Origin of the sequence: Corallococcus sp. AS-1-6 (assembly GCF_020037015.1) — a bacterium.
Taxonomy (GTDB): Bacteria; Myxococcota; Myxococcia; order Myxococcales; family Myxococcaceae; genus Corallococcus.
Genome location: NZ_JAIQDE010000001.1, coordinates 146,638 through 166,635, shown reverse-complemented (window position 1 = coordinate 166,635; position 19,998 = coordinate 146,638). Strand labels below are relative to the sequence as shown.

General features: G+C 69.9%; 16 protein-coding genes. 8 read left to right on the top strand and 8 right to left on the bottom strand.

Annotation, left to right across the window (positions count from 1 at the left end; all coding sequences use genetic code 11):
* Window positions 1-20 precede the first annotated feature (20 nt).
* The gene (locus tag K8612_RS00730) at window positions 21-3,674 is read right to left on the bottom strand and encodes a serine/threonine-protein kinase PknK (protein ID WP_223760923.1); all 3,654 of its coding nucleotides are present in this window, start codon (window positions 3,672-3,674) and stop codon (window positions 21-23) included.
* 352 nt (window positions 3,675-4,026) lie between these two features.
* Between K8612_RS00730 and K8612_RS00725 the strand changes: the two genes are divergently transcribed.
* From K8612_RS00725 to K8612_RS00705, 5 genes are all read left to right on the top strand, one after another.
* Window positions 4,027-4,692, top strand: coding sequence for a serine protease (locus K8612_RS00725; RefSeq protein ID WP_223740124.1), 666 nt, complete (start codon window positions 4,027-4,029; stop codon window positions 4,690-4,692).
* A 120-nt stretch (window positions 4,693-4,812) separates the two neighbouring features.
* Entirely contained in the window at window positions 4,813-5,097 is a 285-nt protein-coding gene (locus K8612_RS00720) for a hypothetical protein (RefSeq protein ID WP_223740125.1), read from the top strand.
* Between the two features lie 150 nt (window positions 5,098-5,247).
* A complete protein-coding gene (locus K8612_RS00715; protein WP_223740126.1) occupies window positions 5,248-5,646 on the top strand; it encodes a response regulator in 399 nt (132 codons plus the stop codon).
* Window positions 5,647-5,769: 123 nt separating this feature from the next.
* On the top strand, window positions 5,770-7,425 hold the full coding sequence (gene pruA, locus K8612_RS00710) for an L-glutamate gamma-semialdehyde dehydrogenase (RefSeq protein WP_223761166.1): 1,656 nt from the start codon (window positions 5,770-5,772) through the stop codon (window positions 7,423-7,425).
* 4 nt (window positions 7,426-7,429) lie between these two features.
* On the top strand, window positions 7,430-8,278 hold the full coding sequence (locus K8612_RS00705; protein ID WP_223740127.1) for an aldose epimerase: 849 nt from the start codon (window positions 7,430-7,432) through the stop codon (window positions 8,276-8,278).
* An 8-nt stretch (window positions 8,279-8,286) separates the two neighbouring features.
* Here the strand turns inward: K8612_RS00705 and K8612_RS00700 are convergent, their stop codons facing one another.
* The gene (locus K8612_RS00700) at window positions 8,287-9,474 is read right to left on the bottom strand and encodes a cytochrome P450 (protein WP_223760922.1); all 1,188 of its coding nucleotides are present in this window, start codon (window positions 9,472-9,474) and stop codon (window positions 8,287-8,289) included.
* On the opposite strand from K8612_RS00700, the gene K8612_RS00695 reads away from it, so the two are divergent.
* On the top strand, window positions 9,473-9,916 hold the full coding sequence (locus K8612_RS00695; protein ID WP_223760921.1) for a hypothetical protein: 444 nt from the start codon (window positions 9,473-9,475) through the stop codon (window positions 9,914-9,916). The genes K8612_RS00700 and K8612_RS00695 overlap by 2 nt on opposite strands.
* 3 nt (window positions 9,917-9,919) lie before the next feature.
* On the opposite strand, the gene K8612_RS00690 is transcribed toward K8612_RS00695, so the two are convergent.
* On the bottom strand, window positions 9,920-10,756 hold the full coding sequence (locus K8612_RS00690) for a class I SAM-dependent methyltransferase (protein ID WP_223740129.1): 837 nt from the start codon (window positions 10,754-10,756) through the stop codon (window positions 9,920-9,922).
* A gap of 123 nt (window positions 10,757-10,879) precedes the next feature.
* Here K8612_RS00690 and K8612_RS00685 point away from each other — a divergent pair, with 123 nt between their 5' ends.
* Window positions 10,880-11,503: a glutathione S-transferase family protein gene (locus K8612_RS00685; RefSeq protein ID WP_255671286.1), complete on the top strand. Its 624-nt coding sequence runs from the start codon at window positions 10,880-10,882 to the stop codon at window positions 11,501-11,503.
* 105 nt (window positions 11,504-11,608) lie between these two features.
* Here K8612_RS00685 and K8612_RS00680 read toward each other — a convergent pair whose 3' ends face one another.
* The 5 genes from K8612_RS00680 to K8612_RS00660 form a co-directional block, all read right to left on the bottom strand.
* A complete protein-coding gene (locus K8612_RS00680) occupies window positions 11,609-12,259 on the bottom strand; it encodes a hypothetical protein (RefSeq protein ID WP_223760919.1) in 651 nt (216 codons plus the stop codon).
* Window positions 12,256-14,250: an AHH domain-containing protein gene (locus tag K8612_RS00675; protein WP_223760918.1), complete on the bottom strand. Its 1,995-nt coding sequence runs from the start codon at window positions 14,248-14,250 to the stop codon at window positions 12,256-12,258. The genes K8612_RS00680 and K8612_RS00675 overlap by 4 nt, the downstream gene beginning before the upstream one ends.
* Before the next feature lie 292 nt (window positions 14,251-14,542).
* Window positions 14,543-15,187 (bottom strand): hypothetical protein, encoded by a 645-nt coding sequence (locus K8612_RS00670; protein ID WP_223761165.1) that lies wholly within the window; start codon window positions 15,185-15,187, stop codon window positions 14,543-14,545.
* Window positions 15,187-17,184 (bottom strand): AHH domain-containing protein, encoded by a 1,998-nt coding sequence (locus K8612_RS00665; protein WP_223760917.1) that lies wholly within the window; start codon window positions 17,182-17,184, stop codon window positions 15,187-15,189. The genes K8612_RS00670 and K8612_RS00665 overlap by 1 nt, the downstream gene beginning before the upstream one ends.
* A 198-nt stretch (window positions 17,185-17,382) precedes the next feature.
* On the bottom strand, window positions 17,383-18,300 hold the full coding sequence (locus K8612_RS00660) for a S9 family peptidase (RefSeq protein WP_223760916.1): 918 nt from the start codon (window positions 18,298-18,300) through the stop codon (window positions 17,383-17,385).
* A gap of 405 nt (window positions 18,301-18,705) precedes the next feature.
* Here K8612_RS00660 and K8612_RS00655 point away from each other — a divergent pair, with 405 nt between their 5' ends.
* Window positions 18,706-19,998 (top strand): O-acetylhomoserine aminocarboxypropyltransferase/cysteine synthase family protein, encoded by a 1,293-nt coding sequence (locus K8612_RS00655; protein ID WP_223760915.1) that lies wholly within the window; start codon window positions 18,706-18,708, stop codon window positions 19,996-19,998.

Here is a 19,998-nt window from a genome sequence, read left to right as displayed (position 1 = left end):
TCCTAAGCACGACCCGGCCGTCAGGCGCTCTGCTTCACGTCCCCCTCGAGCTGGCGCGACAGCGGGCCGCGCAGCGACTGGGCCAACTGCTGCAGGTGCGTGGCCCGGGCGGTGGCGAAGGCCCGCTCGGCGATCTCCAGCTCCCGCATCGCCTCCTCCGGCGTGCCGTGCCGCTCCGCGTGCTGCATGTACACGAGGCCCATCTGGAGCACGTTGCCCGTGGCCTCCGCCAGCAGGCGCGCGTGGCGCAGGTGCGCGTCCCCTTCCGCCCGCGACACCAGCGGCGCCAGGGCGCGGCGGGCCAGGATCTCGTCCCAGGGGTTGGCGAAGCGCGGGTCCAGCGCGCGCGCCAGCGCGGCCTCGGCGGCGACGAGCGCGGCGGCCAGCCGGCCCTGGTCCCGCTCGAAGCGCGACTGGTACACGTGCACCAGCGTCTCCATGCGCAGGCCGCCCATCCGCGCGGCCTCCAGGGCGCGGGGCAGCGACTCGCGCGCGGCGGCGGCGTCCTCGAAGAGCACGTCGCGGCACGCCTGGTACACCAGCACGTGCGCGCGCAGCCAGCGGTCCTCGGGCAGCACGCGCGAGAGCGCCTCGCCGCGCGACACCACCGCGGCCACGAGCTCGTGCTCGCCGCGCTCCAGGTAGTACGGCGGCGTGAAGAGGGCCAGGTTGCGCTCCATCAGCCGGGGGCTGCCCAGCCGCCGCACCAGCTCCGTCTTCTGCGCGAGCGCGGACGCGAACGCGGCGCCGTCGCCGGTGAAGGCCGCGCGCGCCACCTGCGCGAAGAGGTGGTAGGCGCGCACGTCGGTGAAGCCCTGGCCCTCCGCCAGGTGCAGCCCGTCCCTCAGCAGCTCCTCGTCCAGCGGCTCGCCGCGCAGGGCCAGGTTCACGTTGAGCAGGTAGCCGCCCATGCCCAGCGCCCACGCCAGCCGCCGGGGCGGACGCCCCACCGCGTCGCGGAACTCGCGCAGCCGCTGCACCTGCTTGCGCTGCTCGGCCACCCCGCCCGCCCAGTGGCCGGTGTACGCGCACAGCGTCGAGCGCGCCACGGACAGCCCCGCCCGGTACGGCGAGTCCTCCGGGTGCTCGGCGGCCACGCGCGCGATGAGCGCCTCCAGCTCCTCCGTGCGCCCCAGGATGGCCAGCGCCATGCCCTGGAGGATCTGCAGCTCCGAGCGCTTCCAGAAGACGTCCACCGGCGCCATCCGCCCGTCCGCCGACACCTCGCGGAAGAGCGGGATGAGCAGCTCCTCGCGCTCCGCGGGCGTGGCCGCGCGCGCGGACTGGAGCCGGGAGAGCGCCTCGCGCCGTCCGGCCTCCACGTCCACCGTGGCCGCCCAGTGCGCGAAGAGCCGCTCCGCGTACGCCACCGACGTCGGCGGGTCGCTGGAGTAGCCCACCTCCACCAGCGACACCCACGTGCGCAGGAGCTGCTCCGAGCGGCCCGGGAAGTCCGGCGCGGACTCCAGCAGCCCCGCCGCTTCCTTCAGGAGCAGCGTGGCCTCCAGCAGCGCCTCCGCCTCGATGGCGGCCTGGCCCGCCTGCAGGAGCGGCTGGATGGCCTCCGCGGGCGCGTCCGAGCGCGCGAAGTGCCAGCCCACCGCGCGCACCACGCCCTGGCGCTCCGAGGGCAGCGCCTGGAGCGCCCGCGCCACCTGGCCGTGGTGCGCCCGGCGCTCCGCTTCCGGCGTGCTGTCGTAGACGGCCTGGTGCACGGTGTCGTGCGTGAAGACGTAGCGGCCCTCGACGTCCTGGAGGAACTGCCGCTCCACGATGCCGTCCAGCACGGCGAACAGCTCCGCCTCCGGCAGGCCGGACAGCGCGCGCAACAGCGGCAGGTCCAGCATCCGGCCCGCGGGCGCCAGCTTGCGCAGCAGCGCCACCTGCTCCGGCGGCGCGTTGGCCAGGCGCATCAGCACCGCCTCCTGGATGCTCGCGGGGAGCGGGCGCGTGCCCAGCCCATCCTCCGCCTCCCACCGTCCGCCCACGCGCTTGAGCGCGCCCGCCTCCACCAGCATGCGCAGGCACTCCGTGGCGAAGAAGGCGTTGCCGCCCGTCGTCTCGTGCAGCCGCTGGACGAAGCCCCCCGGCACGTCCAGCCCCGGCAGCACCAGCTCCACCAGTTTGGCCACGTGCTCGGCGGACAGCGGCTCCAGGTCCATGCGGGACGTGAGCTTCTCGTCCACCGTCTGGAACGCGAGGCTCAGGCGCGACAGCTCCTGCGAGCGGAACGTGCCCACCACCATGCCGCGCGTGCCGTGCAGCGCGCGGATGACGCCGTTGAGCGCCTCCAGCGACACGCTGTCCGCCCACTGCAGGTCCTCGAAGCACAGCACGAAGGACTGCCGCCCGCCGAGCGTGCGCGTCCACTCCGTCAGCGCCTCGAAGAAGGCGGCCTTCTCCTCGGAGCCGTCGCGCGGCAGTTGCTCGTCCGGGTCTCCCTCCAGCACCTCCGGCGACAGCAGGCGCGCGAGCGGGGCCTTCACGCGCTCCATCAGGTCCGCGGGCGTGTGCGGCACCAGGCAGCGCAGGGCCTGCGCCACGGGCGCCAGCGGGGACAGCCCCTCCGCGCGGCACTGGCCCCGGCCGAAGGGCAGCTCCGCCAGCTTCGCCTGGAGCTCGAACTCCTGGAGCAGCCGCGTCTTGCCCACGCCCGCGGGGCCGCCCACCAGCATCGCGCGCGACTGGCCCCAGTCCGCCTCCGCCAGGCCGTTCATCAGCCCTTCCAGCTCCGCCTCGCGCCCCACCACCTCCGGCACGTGCAGGTAGCTGGCGCGCGCGGACAGCGGCTCCTCGGGGACGGGCTCGCCGCTGGCGTGGCAGAGCGCCTCCAGCAGCTCGCCCGCGTCCTGGAAGCGCTCGCGCGGGTCCTTCGCCATCAGCAGGAGGATGATCTCCTCCAACTGCGGATCCACCGGGCACAGCGTGGAGGGGCGCGGCGGCGGGCGCGTCAGGTGATCCGCCAGCAGCACCGCGGGGCTGTTGCGCTTGAAGGGCAGCTTGCGGGTGGCCAGGTACCAGGCCATCACGCCCAGCGAGTACAGGTCCGCCCTCCCGTCGATGCTCGCGCCGCGCTGCCACTCCGGCGCCAGGTACTCCAGCGTGCCCTTGAGCTTGCCGGGGCTGGGCGTGCCCAACTGGTGCATCACGCCGAAGTCCATCAGCTTCACCGCGCCGGACTCGGTGATGCGCACGTTGCTGGCCTTGATGTCGCAGTGCACGTACAGGCGCGAGTGGATGAACGCCAGCACCTGCGCCATCTGGATCAACACGCGATACAGCGTCCGCGTGTCCAGGGGCGCGTCCCGCACCAGCGTGCTCAGGTCCTTGCCGCCCACCACCTCCATGGTGATGAAGCGGTTGCCCGCCTCCGTCATGCCCCAGTCGAAGACCTTGAGCGTGGACGGGTGCTGGAGCTTCTTCATGGCGAAGAACTCGTGCCGGAACAGCAGCACCAGCTCCTCCACCTTCGCCGCGGACAGCTCCGTGGGGACGTGCATCTCCTTGAGCGCCACGCGGCGGCGCTCCTGCAGGTCGTCCGCCAGCCAGATGCGGCCCATGCCGCCTTCGCCCAGCAGCGACTCCACGCGGTAGCGCCCGGTGACGACGACGCCCGGAATCAGCGAGCGCCGCTCCCCGATGCCCGAGCCCGGCAACGTGATGGGCGTACGCATCCGCTCCCCCCAGGTGCTCGGAGGGCGGGTGCGTTCATCCAAGACCGTTGTCTTCTCGTCGTCGCTCACGAGCCCAGGGGCTGGCCGTTTCCGGGGCCAGGATCTGGATTCCAGAATCCAGACGTAGCGAGGAATAGCACGTTTCAGTGACACCGCCTCCGGGACATCCGAGCAGGTGCACGCTCTGCCCCCATTGCCTGTTTCACCGCCTTGCTGGAAGCAGCCCCGCGGACGCGCCCGGACGCCTGCTGGGGAGCCGCTTCCACCCCCGCTCCCACGACGCGCCCGCGTGCGTGCACACCGTTGCCACGCACCCCCAGGCCCGTCGCCCGGGGGAGGAGGGGGAAGCGGCATGCGTGCATGGAAGTGGGGCGGCGCCACGGTGGCACTCGCGGCCGTGACCGCCTGGATGGCCTGCGGCCAGTCCGGCCCGGGCGAAGCGCAAGGGTTGGGGAAGGCCCAGGCCGCCACGGTGACGCTGGGCGACGGCCACTGCGCGGGCGTGGTGGTGGGCCAGGGCCGGCACGTGCTCACCGCGGCCCACTGCGTCGCGCCGGAGGCGGGCGAGGAGCGGACGAACTTCGAGGACGGACGGCGCCTGAGGGGCCGCTACGTGTTCGTGGATCGCGGCCGGGACATGGCGGTGCTGGAGCTGGAGGCGAAGGCGCCGGTGGCGCCGCTGGAGGTGGCCGAAGGGCTGCCCATCCCCGGCGCGATGCTCGTCTTCACCGGACGCCATGACCGGCCCGGCGAACCGCAGCGGGTGAGGGTGGAGCGCTGGGGCCGCTGCCCGTCGCTGCCGGACGTGCCCAACGCGCTCTTCACCACGATGCACGGCGTGCCCGGGGACTCCGGCGCGCCGCTGGTGGACGAGCACCTGCGCGTGGTGGGGCTGGTGCACGGCGGCGCGCGGTGCAGCATCGCCGCGCCCACCGGGGACGTGGCGCCGGAGCTCCAACGCCTGTCGCGGCAGGACGCGCAGCCGCTGGCCCGGCGCCCGGCCTCCGCGCCGCGCTGACGCGGTGGGACGGCGCACATCGCCCTTCCCGCACCTGGGCGGCCAGGCGGGCGGCGGGCGCACGCGCCGTCATTGCCCGGCCGTCCCGGCGCATCCCACCTTCCCGTCGGAGGTGACACCATGGCTTCGGACAAGGACTCCAAGAACTTCCAGCCGCGTAACCGGGGGCGGATGGAGGACGCGCTGGACCGCGGCGCCGCCGAGCTGGCCCGCGAGCGCTCCCGGGCCGCGGCCCGCGAGGACGAGAACCCGGGCCCGCTGCGGGAGACGCGCTGGGAGGCGGAGGTGGAGCGCGGCGCGGAGTGGCAGGACGAAGAGGTCCCCGAGCGCGAGGCGCGGGGCGACGAGGAGCCGGACTCCGAGGTTTCCCGGCGCGGGCTCGTGAATCCGCCACCCGAGGGTTGAGGGCGTTGGCGGCAAACCCGTGAGGTGGAGGCTTTCACGAATTCTCACGGGTGAGGGGGGACCTCTTGCCCGGTGCGCACGGCGGGGGGATGCTGTGCGCGCGGTTTCCCCCTTGCCGTCCGTCGTTGCCTCCCCGGGAGTCGATGCACCGTGAAGCCCAAGGTCCTCATCGTGGAGAACTCCTGGACCATGCGCGAGACGCTGAGGCTGCTCCTGTCGGGTGAGTTCGACTGCACGGTGGCCTCGGATGGAGAGACGGGGCTCGCGCACGCGCTGGCGCAGCCGCCGGACGTGCTCCTGTCGGACGTGAACATGGAGGGCATCGACGGCTATGAGCTGTGCCGCCGCGTGCGCGCGGAGCCCTCCCTGGCGAACCTGCCGGTGATGTTCGTCAGCGGCTACCCGCCGCGCACGGACCTGGAGCCCGGGCAGCCCCAGCCGGACGCGTACCTGGTCAAGCCGGTGAAGCCGCCGTACCTCATCGCGCAGTTGCACGCCGTGCTGCAGCGCGCGAGGGGCGCCACCGCCAAGGCCGCGGGCGAGGGCTGAACCGGACGGATGCCGGGGCCTGGTGTCTCGGCGAGGACGCCCCGCGCTTCTGTCACTGACCTGGGACACGGGGAGGGCTATACCTTGCCCGAACTTTCCCTCCTCTCGTCCCGAGGTCCTCGCGTGCTCAACGCCTTCCCCCGCGTCCCGGCTCCCAAGAACGAGCCCGTCCTCTCCTACGCCCCCGGCACCCCGGAGCGCGCGGAGCTCCAGTCCACCCTCAAGCGGATGAGCGGGGAGCGCATCGACATCCCCGTCGTCATCGGGGGCAAGCACGTGAAGTCCGGCAAGACGGACACCGTGCGCATGCCGCACCGCCACCAGCACGTGCTGGCCACCCTGCACGAGGCCGACGCGGGCCACGTGGAGCAGGCCATCCAGAACGCCATGAGCGTGAAGGAGGACTGGGCGCGGATGCCGTTCCACGCGCGCGCGGCCATCTTCCTGCGCGCCGCGGAGCTGCTCACCACGCGCTACCGCCCGCTGCTCAACGCGTCCTCCATGCTGGGCCAGTCGAAGACGGCGCACCAGGCGGAGATCGACGCGGCGTGCGAGCTCATCGACTTCCTGCGCTACAACGTCCACTTCGCGCAGCAGATCCTCTCCCTCCAGCCGGAGAACTCGCCGCAGACGTGGAACATGACGGACTACCGGCCGCTGGACGGGTTCGTCTTCGCCATCGCGCCGTTCAACTTCACCTCCATCGCGCTGAACCTCTGCGTGTCGCCCGCGCTGATGGGCAACGTGATCCTGTGGAAGCCGTCCTCCACGCAGGCCCTGAGCGCGTGGTACGGCCTGGAGCTCTTGCGCGAGGCGGGCCTGCCCGACGGCGTCATCAACATGCTGCCCGGCGACGGCCCCACGGTGGGCAACCCGGTGCTGGCGAGCCCCCACCTGGGCGGCATCCACTTCACCGGCTCCACGCCCACGTTCAATCACCTGTGGAAGACGGTGGGAGAGAACATCGGCCGCTACAAGCAGTACCCGCGGCTGGTGGGTGAGACGGGCGGCAAGGACTTCATCTTCGCGCACCCGTCCGCGGCGGACGACCTGGAGGCGCTCGCGGTCGCCATCGTGCGCGGCGGCTACGAGTACCAGGGCCAGAAGTGCAGCGCGGCCAGCCGCGTCTACGTGCCGGAGTCCCTGTGGCCCAAGCTGAAGCCGCGCCTCCAGGCGCTCATCGGTGAAATCAAGATGGGCGACGTGGCGGACTTCCGCAACTTCATGGGCGCCGTCATCGACGAGCGCTCGTTCAAGAAGGTGTCCTCGTACATCGAGCTGGCGAAGTCCGGCGGCGACGCGACCATCGTCGCGGGCGGCGGCACGGACAAGAGCGAGGGGTACTTCGTGCAGCCCACGCTGGTGCAGTGCACGAACCCGCGCCACCGCATCATGACGGAGGAGATCTTCGCGCCGCTGGTGGGCGTGTACGTCTACCCGGACGCGAAGTTCGAGGAGACGCTGAAGGAGTGCGACCAGTCCGCGGCGTACGCGCTGACGGGCGCCATCTTCGCGCGCGACCGCAAGGCCATCGAGCAGATGATGAGCGGCCTGCGCAACGCGGCGGGCAACTTCTACATCAACGACAAGCCCACGGGCGCGGTGGTGGGCCAGCAGCCGTTCGGCGGCAGCCGGGCGTCGGGCACCAACGACAAGTCCGGGTCGATGATCAACCTGTTCCGCTGGTCCAGCCCGCGCACCATCAAGGAGAACTTCGCGCCGCCGGTGAAGGTCCCCTACCCGTTCATGGACAGCGACCCGAAGGAAGGGGCCATCTAGTCCCATGAGCGGACCGTTCCCGGGCATCGCGGGGCTGGAGACCTATGCGCTGGAGGATGGCGGCTGCCGCGTGGAGGTGATTCCCACGCGCGGCGCGCTCGTCACGCGCATGGTGGTGGACGGCGAGGACGTGCTCTATCTGGACGAGAGCACCGTCGCCGACCTCACGAAGAACGTGCGCGGGGGCATCCCCGTGCTCTTCCCCATCGCCGGCCCCCTGCCCGGGGACACGTATCCGGCGGACCGCAAGGCGTACACGCTGCCGCAGCACGGCTTCGCCCGGAAGCTGCCGTGGACGGTGCGCCAGGCGGAGGGGTCGCTGCTGGTGCTGGGGCTGACGTCGTCGGAGGAGACGCTGCGCCAGTACCCGTGGGCCTTCGACGCGCAGTTGGCGTTCTCGCTGGCGGGCCGCAGGCTCACGGTGGACTTCGACGTGGAGAACCGGGACACGCGGCCCCTGCCGCTGCACCTGGGCTACCACCCGTACTTCCGCGTGCCTCAGGGCAACAAGGCGAAGGCCCGCGTGGAGACGGACGCCACGCACGCGTGGGACAACCGCGCGAAGCACGAGGTGCCCTTCACCGGCCTGGACCTCACGGCGCAGGAGGTGGACATGCACCTGCGCGACCACTCCGCGCCGGGCACGGTGCTGGAGCGCGGGCCGGGCCTGTCCCCCGTGAAGCTGTCCTGGAGCCAGGAGTTCCGCCTGCTCGTCGTGTGGACGCTGCAGGGCAAGGACTTCGTCTGCGTGGAGCCGTGGACGGCCGCCGCCGGGGCGCTGGCCACCGGCGAGGGCCTGCTGCACGTGGCCCCGGGCGAGCGCGTGTCGCTCGCGTTCGACATCGAGGCGTAGCGCGCGCCTCAGGCGTGCGGGACGAGGGGCAGGCTCAGCGGGCCGCGCACGGTGAGGGAGGTGTTCCACTTCACCGGGCCCGTGGGCGTGAAGCGCGTGAAGCGGGAGAGCAGCACCTCCAGGCCCACGCGCGCCTCCAGCCGGGCCAGCGGGGCGCCCAGGCAGAAGTGGATGCCGTGGCCGAAGGGCATGTTGTTCACGCCCTCGCGGTCCATGTCGAAGGTGTCCGGGTCCTTGAAGCGCTCGCCGTCGCGGCACGCGGAGCCGATCATCAGCGCCACGCGCGCGCCCTCCGGAATCACCACGCCCGCGACCTGCGTCTCCTTCGTGGTGACGCGCACCAGGCCGTGCACGGAGGGCTCGTAGCGCAGCACCTCCTCCACGAAGCGCCCCACCTGTGACGGGTTCTCACGCAGCCGGGCCACCAGGTGCGGCTGCTCCATCAGCATGCGCACGCAGTGGCTGACGAGCTGCACGGTGGTCTCCAGCCCCGCCACCACCAGCAGGAACAGGAAGCTCATCAGCTCCGCGTCGGTGAGCTCCTCGCCCTCCACGCGCGTCCTCACCAGGTCCGACACCATGTCGTCCTGCGGGTGGCGGCGGCGCTCGGCGACGACGTGGGACAGGTAGTCCTCCATCTCGCGCACGGTGGCCTTGATGGACTCGTGCCGGTGGGTGTCCTTCTCCGTCGTGCCGGACACGCTGGACAGGTCCACCGACCAGCGCTTGTAGCGGGCCGTCATGGTGGGGTCCAAGGCGAAGAGCTCGCCAATCACGCTGGCGGGCAGCGGCATGGCGAAGGCGTCCACGAAGTCCACCTCGCGCTCCGGGGACAGCCGCTCCGCGAGGATCCGCGCGAAGCTCCGGATGCGCGGCTCCAGCCGGTTCACCGCCGCGGGCGTCCACGCGCGGCTCACCAGCGTGCGCAGCCGCATGTGGTGCGGCGGGTCCATGACGATCATCGACTCGGAGAAGGGGTTGTGCCCCAGCCACGGCGGCGCCGTCGTCGTGCGCACCCCGGCCGAGGAGAACACCTGCGGGTTCTTGAAGGCCGCGGCCACGTCCTCGAAGCGGGTGATGGCCCACAGCCCGCCGGGTTCCACCTGACACACCGGCGCGCTGCGGCGCAGCTCCGCGTAGACGGGGTAGGGATTGGCCCGGACTTCCGGCGCCATCAGGTTCACGCGTCCAGTCATGAAAGAATTTCCTTTCCCGGCTGGAAATCTATACCCGGTATACTGGCTGCTGAACAGAGGCGTCGCCTCCCCCCTCCCCCGAGTCCCCGCCACCAGGTCCCGCTTCGCCCTCGCCGCCTTTACGGACGCGGGCACGCTGACGTACTGCGTGGCGCAGGTGGGCGCGACGGAGGTGAAGTACATCGAGCCGAAGCCGGGCATCGCGCCCGCGCCCATGCGGCTGGCCATCTACCTGCACGGCGACGGCGCCTCCACGTACAACGGCAGCAACCCGCGCTCGCTGTACCAGGACTCCCTCCTCCAGGACATCCAGGCGGCGGAGCAGTACCTCACCGGGCTCCAGTTCCCGGTGAACGACAAGGTCATCGCGGGCGCGCAGCACTGCGCCTTCGACCAGGTGGGCCGCGTCACGGAGGTGTGGAACGAGGCCACCGCGCAGTAGGCGTCAGGCCGTCACGGGCACCGGGGCCTCCGCCAGCCGCACGTGGATGATTCCCGGTGTCCGGTGCCGGAACCAGGGCAGCCGGTTGAACGTGTTCAACACGGCGCGCTGGGCGCCCCGGGGGAACCGGTACGGCACCTTCGAGACGTGCGCCACGCGTGGGTGCCAGCCCTTCAGCGTGGGCACCACCTCATCCAGGTTGATGCCCCACGGCATGGGCGGGACACGGTAGGCGCGCGTGCGGTGCTGCCCCGCGAGCGACATCTGGGAGGTCCACCGGGGAATCGTGTCGAAGAGCAGCTCCGCGCCCGGGAAGCGCTCGGCGATGTCGATGACCAGGCGGCGGACCTGCTCCTCCTCGAAGTACATGAACAGCCCCTGCGCGACGATGAACACGCCCTGGGAGGCGTCCACCGCGTCCATCCACGCGCGGTCCAGCGCGCTCGCGGGAAGGTGGCGGAGCCGCTCCGTGGGGGGAAGGAAGCGCTCGCGGATGGCCATGGCCTCCGGCAGGTCCACGCTCAACCAACGCAGCCGGCCATTGTCCAGGCGCAGGGCCTGGGTCTCCAACCCATCCCCCAGCGACACGATGAAGCCGTCCGGGTGCGTGGCCAGCCACTGGCGCAGGACGCGGTCCGTCTCCACCGCGCGGATGGCGTGAGCCGCCTGTGCCTTCCCGAACGAGCGCTCGAAGTCGTACGGGATGGCGTCGTAGATGCGCACGCAGTCGGCGTCGCGAAGGATGCCGTCGGGCCGCTTCGCCTCCGCCGCGCGGTTGTGCAGCGTCAGGAGCATCGTCTCCGGGATGCCCGTGAGGTTCGGAACGTCGCGCTCGGCCATGGCACGCCTCCTTCTCGGCATTCACCATGGATCCCGATGGATTCGGGAGCAAGGACCGGAGCGCGGACGGAGGACGGAGCGGTCTACGGTGCACGCTCCTCCTTCGCCACATGGAGCAGCCGCATGCGCCTCTACGACCATCTGCCTTCAGCGAACGGCTACAAGGTCCGCACGTTGCTCGCGCAGCTCGGGCTCGCGTACGAGCTGGTGCCGGTGGACATCTTCGCGGGGGAGAGCCACACGGCGGACTTCCACGCGAAGAACCCGGACGGCCGCATCCCCGTGCTGGAGCCGGAGCCGGGGCGGTTCCTCGCGGAGTCCAACGCCATCCTGTTGTTCCTGGCGGAGGGCACGCGCTTGCTGCCCGAGGACCGCTTCGCTCGCGCGCAGGTGCACCAGTGGATGTTCTTCGAACAGAACGCGGTGGAGCCGAACCTCGGCACCGCGCGCTTCTGGCTGCTCACCGGCCGGCAGCCGCCGGAGTCCGACGTGCTCCGGAGCCGCGTGCAGGGCGGTGAGCGCGCGTTGGCCGCGATGGAGCGGCACCTGGGCCGGCACGCGTTCCTGGTGGAGGAGCGCTACACCGTCGCGGACCTCTGCCTCTTCGCGTACGTGCACCTGGCGCCGGAGGCGGGCGTGGACCTGACGCCCTACCCGTCCGTGCGTGCGTGGCTGGAGCGCGTGAAGGCCTGGCCCGGCTTCCTGGGCCCGGTGCCGCCCTACTCCGCGAACGCGCACGTGCGCTGAAGCGGACTACTCGTGCTCGGCGGCCACGGCCTGACGGACCTCCGCGTCCGTGAGCAGCACCGCGGGCGCGTCCGCCGTTGCTTCCTTCAGCCGCTTCGTCTCGGTTCAAGACTGGGGGCGCCACCACAGACCCTTCAACCCCGCCTGCTCACACGCCTGCCGCGCCTCCTCGGTGTAGCAGTAGTAGAGCAGCTCTGGGACGAAGAACACGGGCGGGAAGCCTCCTGGCGGAGGACGGAGCACGAGCGGCTCGGCGGCATCCTCGCCTAGGAATTCTTCTCCGCAGCGATGGAAGGGCACGCCCTTCACGAGGGTGCGCTCCCGGTCGAGGCAGTCTGTCTGATCCAGCAACTGGAGGATGACGAAGTCCTCGTTCTTCAGCGCGGGGTCCGTCACCGAATGCCAGGTCCGCCTCTGGGGGTATCCGCTGTACACGAGATGCCTGATGCGTTCCGTGTAGATGACCGTGGGGATGAGGCGGTGTCGAAACGGGCCCACTGACTCGAGTACGCGCACCATGCGCCGGGAGAGCAGCAACCACCCCATGGGTGAGGTGAACAGGTGATCGAGCCCGGCAATCCGCTCCAGGTCGCCGTAGTACTCCATGACCCCAGGCGCTCCCTGCTGGCGCTGATAGTCGATGCCAGGTTCGAAGAACGTCACGGACTCAAAGCCGTCGAACTCGATGAGATGAGCGTCGTAGAGATCCACCCCCTCCGTAATGTGGGAGGCATCCGTCGCCAATGCATACATCATGTGGTGTGTGACTCCCCGTGGGAGGACAGCTCCAGCAAGGCAAGCTTCTTCCCCGTGAGCACCCTACCGCCGCGCTGCTCCTGGATCACCTTGATGACCGGCTCCTTCAGGCTTCCGGATTCGATGGCCCGGCGCAATTCGTTCTCGACCTTGAGGAGGGCCTCCTCGATGACCTTGGGCGTCCAACTGGAGGAGCCCTTTTTGGCCAGATCCTTCCAGGCGGCCTCAAGCTGAGCACGCACGAATCTGCTGTAGATGGGATGGCTGCCCGAGTGGATGAACTGGCCTTCCAAGTTGAGCCCGGAGGGCATGTCGAGGATGTTCGACCCCCGGTCAATCGTGTAGCCCTTGAGCCGCTCCATGGCCGTGCGAGTCAGCGGGTGTTTCTGGGCGACCCCATCAGGGATGAGGTGGTGCATGGGATGACCGGCGGAGATCCGGACCTCCGCCGCCGCCCGCGCCGCCGGGCCCTGGGTCTTCTCCACCCACTCCAGGTAGTTCTTCCGGTAGCGGGTGAAGACGCTCAGGCGGGGCGTGCCCTTGCCGACCTTGAGCACCACCAGTCCATCCTGGGTCACCGTGAGCGCCCCATACTCCTCGCCCAATGCCTTGCCGTCCGGACGGCGCAGTCGATAGGGCTGGGAGTCCGAACTCAACTTCTCCAGACGGTATCCGGCGGCTTGGAGTTCCCTCTTGAACGCGTCGAATTCCGGCGTCCCCTCCTGCGGGATGCGGCGTCCGACGAAGTCCTTGAGCTTGTCCCAGTTGGGGAGCTTCTCCAGCAGCTTCTCCAACTCAGCGTCGCTGAGGATGCGCTCGGTCAGGGGGGGCTCGGGGTCAGGCCTGGACGTCCCGCCTTCCTTGACAGCTTGTGACAGCAACGGCGTGCCGGAGCCCCAGGGATTGAAGGGCAGCGAGACAGACGGAGCGGCGGTAATGGAGCCCGGCTGGAACACGGGGACGCCCGCGTAGGCACCGCCAGGACCCGCCGCCGCCATCATGTAGAGGCGAGGCGGAGTGATTCGCACGGACGTCATCAGCTTGAGCCCACGTCCCGCGTTGGTCTTCGCGCCCATCAATGCCAGCGCGGCCATCGCGATGCTCACCAGCATCCGGAGGAAGGACTTGCTGGCCTCCTTCAGCTTCTCCGCGGAGCCGTTGGCCTCCCAGGCCTGGGTGAGCCACAGTTGCGCGTGCTTCAGGGCCTCCCCTCCGGCCTCGATGAGGCCATGGGCTCCGAACGCCGCCAGACCCAGTTGGATGAGCGCCGCCGCGAGCTGTCCCACGCCGGTGGGCGTCGCCGCGAGGAAGGTAGACAGCGCCTCCGCGGCGATGAAGCCCACCACCATCGCGGAGATCTCCAGCCAGTTGTCCAGGATGGCCTTGCCGTACTGACCGGTGACCTCTCCGAAGTAGCGATCCGCTTGCCTCACGGAGGCGATGACGTCCTCCAGGTGCCGGGCAGCCCGTCGCGCCTTGGCGATCGCCTCGTGGGTGATGGAGCCGCTCGACACGATGCCCTGGAGCTGGTTGGCGAAGGCGATGCTCACCAGCCAGATGCGCTCGCCCGCGACCAACCGGACGTCACCGTCGATGCGCTGGACCCCCTTGCGGCCACTCTTCACGTTCACGTGATGAATGACATTCTCGTAGAAGCGCAGGTCCCGTCCCGGCTGGATGGCCTGCCGGTAGATGCGCGCGGCGATGGGCTCCAGGCGGTCCCCTGGACGGACTTGATAGAGCGTCGCGGCGGGCTCAGGTAGCTGGGTCGTGATGCGGAATGCCTGCACATAGCCCTGCAGCAGGTAGCCCCCCGCCACGGTGGACACGTAGGACCAGCCGGGCGCCTGGGCATGGTCCCGGATGACGCTCACCCGCGTGCCCGGAGGCAGGGGCGCCGGGGTCAGGCAGGAGGAGCCCTTCATCTCCGCGGGGAGCGTCCGGAGGTTGGCGCCATCCCCCTGGTCGATGAACCCGAACTGAATCGTCATGTCGCCTCCCGACTCGGGGCTGACAGGATTCAGCCACCCGGGCCGGGAGTGAAGAACCGACCGGATGGGGGTGACAATGACTTACAGTCGCTGCGCGGTGGGTCACCGCGCAACGGCGGGAGCTGCTTGAAATCCCAGCCCGGCTTCCCAGGCCCCCTGCCGCCCTACTCCGCGAACGCGCACGTGCGCTGACTACTCGTGCTCGGCGGCCACGGCCTGACGGACCTCCGCGCCCGTGAGCAGCACCGCGGGCGCGTCCGCCTTTGCTTCCATGCGCCGCTTCATCTCGGTCTCACGGTTGGGGGCGCCACCACAGGCCCTTCAACCCCGCCTGCTCACACGCCTGCCGCGCCTCCTCGGTGTAGCAGTAAAAGACCAACTCGGGGACGGAGAACACGGGCGGGAAACCTCCTGGCGGAGGACGGAGCACGAGCGGCTCGGCTTCCTCCTGCCCCAGGAACTCTTCGCCGCATTGGTGGAAGGGCACGCCCTTCACGAGGGTGCGCTCCCGGTCGAGGCAGTCGGTCCGCTCCAGCAACTGGAGGATGACGAAGTCCTCGTTCTTCAGAGACGGGTCCGTCACCGAATGCCAGGTTCGCCTCCGGGGGTACCCGCCTTGCACGAGGTGTTTGATACGTTCCGAGTAGATGACGGTGGGGATGAGGCGGTGGCGGAACGGGCCCACCGCTTCGAGCACGCGCACCATACGCCGGGAGATCAGCAACCACCCCATGGGCGCGGTGAACAGGTGGTCGAGCCGGGCGGCGCTCTCCAGGTTGCCGACGAACTCGATGACCGCGGGCGCGCCCTGCTGGCGCTGATAGTCGATGCCAGGGTCGAAGAACGTCACGTCCTCGAAGCCGTCGAACTCGATGATCGTGGCGTCATGGACGTCTTCTTCCTCGATGTGGGCGGTGTCAGCCGTCAATGCATACATCATGTGGTGTGTGACTCCCCGTTGGCGGACAGCTCCAGCAAGGCCAGCTTCTTCCCCGTGAGCACCCTACCGCCGCGTTGCTCCTGAATCACTTTGATGACCGGCTCATCCAGGCGCCCGGATTGGATGGTCTGACGCAGCTCGTGCTCGACCTTGAGGATGGCCTCTTCGATGACCTTGGGCGTCCAACTGGAGGACGACCCCTTTGTGCGCAGCTTCCTCAAGGCGTCATCAAGCCGGGTCTCCACGAACTTGCTGTAGCGCGGGTGGCTGCCCGAGTGGATGAGCTTCCCCTCCACGTTGAGCCCGGAGTGCATGTCGAGGATGTTCGACCCCCGGTCAATCGTGTAGCCCTTGAGCCGCTCCATGGCCATGCGAGTCAGCGGGTGTTTCTGGGCGACCCCATCAGGGATGAGGTGGTGCATGGGATGACCGGCGGAGATCCGGACCTCCGCCGCCGCCCGCGCCGCCGGGCCCTGGGTCTTCTCCACCCACTCCAGGTAGTTCTTCCGGTAGCGGGTGAAGACGCTCAGGCGGGGCGTGCCCTTGCCGACCTTGAGCACCACCAGTCCATCCTGGGTCACCGTGAGCGCCCCATACTCCTCGCCCAATGCCTTGCCGTCCGGACGGCGCAGTCGATAGGGCTGGGAGTCCGAACTCAACTTCTCCAGACGGTATCCGGCGGCTTGGAGTTCCCTCTTGAACGCGTCGAATTCCGGCGTCCCCTCCTGCGGGATGCGGCGTCCGACGAAGTCCTTGAGCTTGTCCCAGTTGGGGAGCTTCTCCAGCAGCTTCTCCAACTCAGCGTCGCTGAGGATGCGCTCGGTCAGGGGGGGCTCGGGGTCAGGCCTGGACGTCCCGCCTTCCTTGACAGCTTGTGACAGCAACGGCGTGCCGGAGCCCCAGGGATTGAAGGGCAGCGAGACAGACGGAGCGGCGGTAATGGAGCCCGGCTGGAACACGGGGACGCCCGCGTAGGCACCGCCAGGACCCGCCGCCGCCATCATGTAGAGGCGAGGCGGAGTGATTCGCACGGACGTCATCAGCTTGAGCCCACGTCCCGCGTTGGTCTTCGCGCCCATCAATGCCAGCGCGGCCATCGCGATGCTCACCAGCATCCGGAGGAAGGACTTGCTGGCCTCCTTCAGCTTCTCCGCGGAGCCGTTGGCCTCCCAGGCCTGGGTGAGCCACAGTTGCGCGTGCTTCAGGGCCTCCCCTCCGGCCTCGATGAGGCCATGGGCTCCGAACGCCGCCAGACCCAGTTGGATGAGCGCCGCCGCGAGCTGTCCCACGCCGGTGGGCGTCGCCGCGAGGAAGGTAGACAGCGCCTCCGCGGCGATGAAGCCCACCACCATCGCGGAGATCTCCAGCCAGTTGTCCAGGATGGCCTTGCCGTACTGACCGGTGACCTCTCCGAAGTAGCGATCCGCTTGCCTCACGGAGGCGATGACGTCCTCCAGGTGCCGGGCAGCCCGTCGCGCCTTGGCGATCGCCTCGTGGGTGATGGAGCCGCTCGACACGATGCCCTGGAGCTGGTTGGCGAAGGCGATGCTCACCAGCCAGATGCGCTCGCCCGCGACCAACCGGACGTCACCGTCGATGCGCTGGACCCCCTTGCGGCCACTCTTCACGTTCACGTGATGAATGACATTCTCGTAGAAGCGCAGGTCCCGTCCCGGCTGGATGGCCTGCCGGTAGATGCGCGCGGCGATGGGCTCCAGGCGGTCCCCTGGACGGACTTGATAGAGCGTCGCGGCGGGCTCAGGTAGCTGGGTCGTGATGCGGAATGCCTGCACATAGCCCTGCAGCAGGTAGCCCCCCGCCACGGTGGACACGTAGGACCAGCCGGGCGCCTGGGCATGGTCCCGGATGACGCTCACCCGCGTGCCCGGAGGCAGGGGCGCCGGGGTCAGGCAGGAGGAGCCCTTCATCTCCGCGGGGAGCGTCCGGAGGTTGGCGCCATCCCCCTGGTCGATGAACCCGAACTGAATCGTCATGTCGCCTCCCGACTCGGGGCTGACAGGATTCAGCCACCCGGGCCGGGAGTGAAGAACCGACCGGATGGGGGTGACAATGACTTACAGTCGCTGCGCGGTGGGTCACCGCGCAACGGCGGGAGCTGCTTGAAATCCCAGCCCGGCTTCCCAGGCCCCCTGCCGCCCTACTCCGCGAACGCGCATGTGCGCTGAAGCGGACTACTCGTGCTCGGCGGCCACGGCCTGACGGACCTCCGCGTCCGTGAGCAGCACCGCGGGCGCGTCCGCCGGTGCTTCCTTCAGCCGCTTCGCCAGCAGCTCCGTCACCGGCGCGAGCACGCTGAAGTGCGTGGCTCCGGGCACCGCGAGGAACGACAGCGGCGCGCCCTTCGCCGCCACGCGCAGCGGTTCGAATGCGTCCATGTTGCCGTAGTCCGAACCTTCAATGACCTGCGTGGGCACGCGCAGGTGCTCCACGTAGCTCACCGGGTTGCGCATCCACAGCTCCGGTCCCCGGGCCTGTCCCAGCAGCGGCACATAGGGCGCGTACTCCGACACGTCGTGCGTGGGACCGAACACGTAGGCGCCCTTCAGCCGAGGCGACAGCACCGCCGCCATCAACGCCACCGTGCCGCCCGTGCTGTGCCCCGCCACGTAGACGCGCGCGGGGTCCACGTCCGGACGCTGCGCCACGAAGTCGATGGCGGCGACCACGTCATCCACCTCGCCCAGGAAGTACTCGCGCGCTCCCGGGTTGTCGTCCGACCCGCGCAGCGACGGCAGCATCAACACCAGCCCGGCTTCGCGGAACGCTCGCGCGCTCTGATCATTGCTCCGAGGCGAAGGCGCCCACGCGAGCCCGCCAATCCCGAAGTCCATGCCGCCGTGGATCCACACCACCGCCGGCCGCTTCGCGCCCTCGCGCACGGGCGTGACGTAGGCCGCGTTCGTGCCCAGCGGCGCGGGATAGCGCACCGACTCGAAGAGCTCCTTCGGGGGCGTGGGCGCGGGCTCGCGCTGCTTGGGCTCCACCTTCAACTGCGTGCGGAAGCTCTTTCGAAGATTCACGGAGGTGGGCGGTGCGGGCTTGGAGCACGCGGCGAGGAGGAGGCAGGCCAGCAGGACATGGCGGCGCAAGGACATCATTCTGGGAATACGCGGCGAATCGGTGTCACGGGTTCGCGACAGCTCCGGAGGGTGGCTTGACAGCTCGCGACATCGCGTCTACTTCTTCTCGCAGAATGTCCGTCACCTTCGCCATGTGCATGTGTTCGATGCCTGTTCCGGGTGGGCCCAAGCCCGCCGCGGCCGGCTGACGCACAGCCTGCCCCTGGCGAGCCAACCGGAGCCCACCCACCCGCGAGGGTCGGTGGGCTTCGTCGTTCCGGGCCTCCGCTCTCGCACCCCTGCCGAGGAGCGTCGCAGCGCCCACGTCGTCCTGAAGTCCTCCCCGCCGCCCGCAGTGTCCTGACGTCCCCACCACCCGTCTGCCTTTACGCACGCGCGTTCCTTCCGGAGCGACGCGAACAGGAGTCCCTTGCCATGAGCACGCCCCACGACGAACGCCCGCTGCACCCCGACACGCTCGCGCTGCACGCCGGCTACTCGCCCGACCCCACCACGGGCTCGCGCGCGGTGCCCATCTACCAGACGACGAGCTACCGCTTCCGCGACGCGGACCACGCCGCCGCCCTCTTCGGCCTCAAGGAGTTCGGCAACATCTACACGCGCATCACGAACCCCACGACGGACGTCTTCGAGAAGCGCATCGCCGCGCTCGAAGGGGGCGTGGGCGCGCTCGCGGTCGCGTCCGGTCAGGCCGCGCAGACGCTGGGCATCCTCAACATCCTCAAGACGGGGGATGAGATCGTCTCCGGCGCTAGCCTCTACGGCGGCACGTACAACCTCTTCAAGGTGACGCTCGCGCGCCTGGACATCACCACGAAGTTCGTGGACGCGGGCAACCCGGACGCGTTCCGCCAGGCCATTGGCCCGAAGACGAAGGCGCTCTACCTGGAGTCGCTGGGCAACCCGCGCCTGGACGTGCCGGACTTCGACGCCATTGGCGCCGTGGCGCGTGAAGCGGGCCTGCCCCTCTTCGTGGACAACACCGCGCTCTCCCCTGCCCTCTTCAACCCGCTGCGCCACGGCGCGAACATCGTGCTGCACAGCGCGACGAAGTACATCGGCGGGCACGGCACCTCCATTGGCGGCGTCATCGTGGACGGCGGCAACTTCCCCTGGGAGAACGGCCGGTTCCCGGAGCTGACCGAGCCCAACCCCGGCTACCACGGCCTGCGTCTGCGTGAAGCCTTCGGGCCCGCGGCCTTCATCCTCAAGGCCCGCCTGGAGGGCCTGCGCGACATCGGCCCCGCGCTCAGCCCCTTCAACGCGCACGCCTTCATCCTGGGCCTGGAGACGCTGCGGCTGCGGCTGGAGCGCCACTCGCAGAACGCGCTCGCGGTGGCGAAGTGGCTGAAGCAGCACCAGAAGGTGGAGTGGGTGCGCTACCCGGGCCTGGAGGACGACCCGTCGTTCCCCAACGCGAAGAAGTACCTCCGGGGCGGCTTCGGCGGGCTGGTCACCTTCGGCGTGAAGGGCGGGCTGCCCGCCGGGCGCAAGGTGATTGACGGCGTGAAGCTGTGGAGCCTGCTCGCGAACATCGGCGACACGCGCTCGCTCATCATCCACCCCGCGTCCACCACGCACGAACAGCTCACCCCGGCGGAGCGCGCCAGCACGGGCGTCACCGACGACCTGGTGCGCCTGTCCGTGGGCCTGGAGCACCTGGACGACATCGTGGCCGACCTCGACCAGGCCCTGAGCGCGGTCTGA

Bases quoted from the DNA above. Each gene is read 5' to 3' on its own strand.
- K8612_RS00730 (WP_223760923.1), bottom strand. From the start codon at position 3,674: ATGCGTACGCCCATCACGTTGCCGGGCTCGGGCATCGGGGAGCGGCGC.
- K8612_RS00725 (WP_223740124.1), top strand. From the start codon at position 4,027: ATGCGTGCATGGAAGTGGGGCGGCGCCACGGTGGCACTCGCGGCCGTG.
- K8612_RS00720 (WP_223740125.1), top strand. From the start codon at position 4,813: ATGGCTTCGGACAAGGACTCCAAGAACTTCCAGCCGCGTAACCGGGGG.
- K8612_RS00705 (WP_223740127.1), top strand. From the start codon at position 7,430: ATGAGCGGACCGTTCCCGGGCATCGCGGGGCTGGAGACCTATGCGCTG.
- K8612_RS00695 (WP_223760921.1), top strand. From the start codon at position 9,473: ATGAAAGAATTTCCTTTCCCGGCTGGAAATCTATACCCGGTATACTGG.
- K8612_RS00700 (WP_223760922.1), bottom strand. From the start codon at position 9,474: ATGACTGGACGCGTGAACCTGATGGCGCCGGAAGTCCGGGCCAATCCC.
- K8612_RS00690 (WP_223740129.1), bottom strand. From the start codon at position 10,756: ATGGCCGAGCGCGACGTTCCGAACCTCACGGGCATCCCGGAGACGATG.
- K8612_RS00685 (WP_255671286.1), top strand. From the start codon at position 10,880: ATGCGCCTCTACGACCATCTGCCTTCAGCGAACGGCTACAAGGTCCGC.
- K8612_RS00680 (WP_223760919.1), bottom strand. From the start codon at position 12,259: ATGATGTATGCATTGGCGACGGATGCCTCCCACATTACGGAGGGGGTG.
- K8612_RS00675 (WP_223760918.1), bottom strand. From the start codon at position 14,250: ATGACGATTCAGTTCGGGTTCATCGACCAGGGGGATGGCGCCAACCTC.
- K8612_RS00670 (WP_223761165.1), bottom strand. From the start codon at position 15,187: ATGTATGCATTGACGGCTGACACCGCCCACATCGAGGAAGAAGACGTC.
- K8612_RS00665 (WP_223760917.1), bottom strand. From the start codon at position 17,184: ATGACGATTCAGTTCGGGTTCATCGACCAGGGGGATGGCGCCAACCTC.
- K8612_RS00655 (WP_223760915.1), top strand. From the start codon at position 18,706: ATGAGCACGCCCCACGACGAACGCCCGCTGCACCCCGACACGCTCGCG.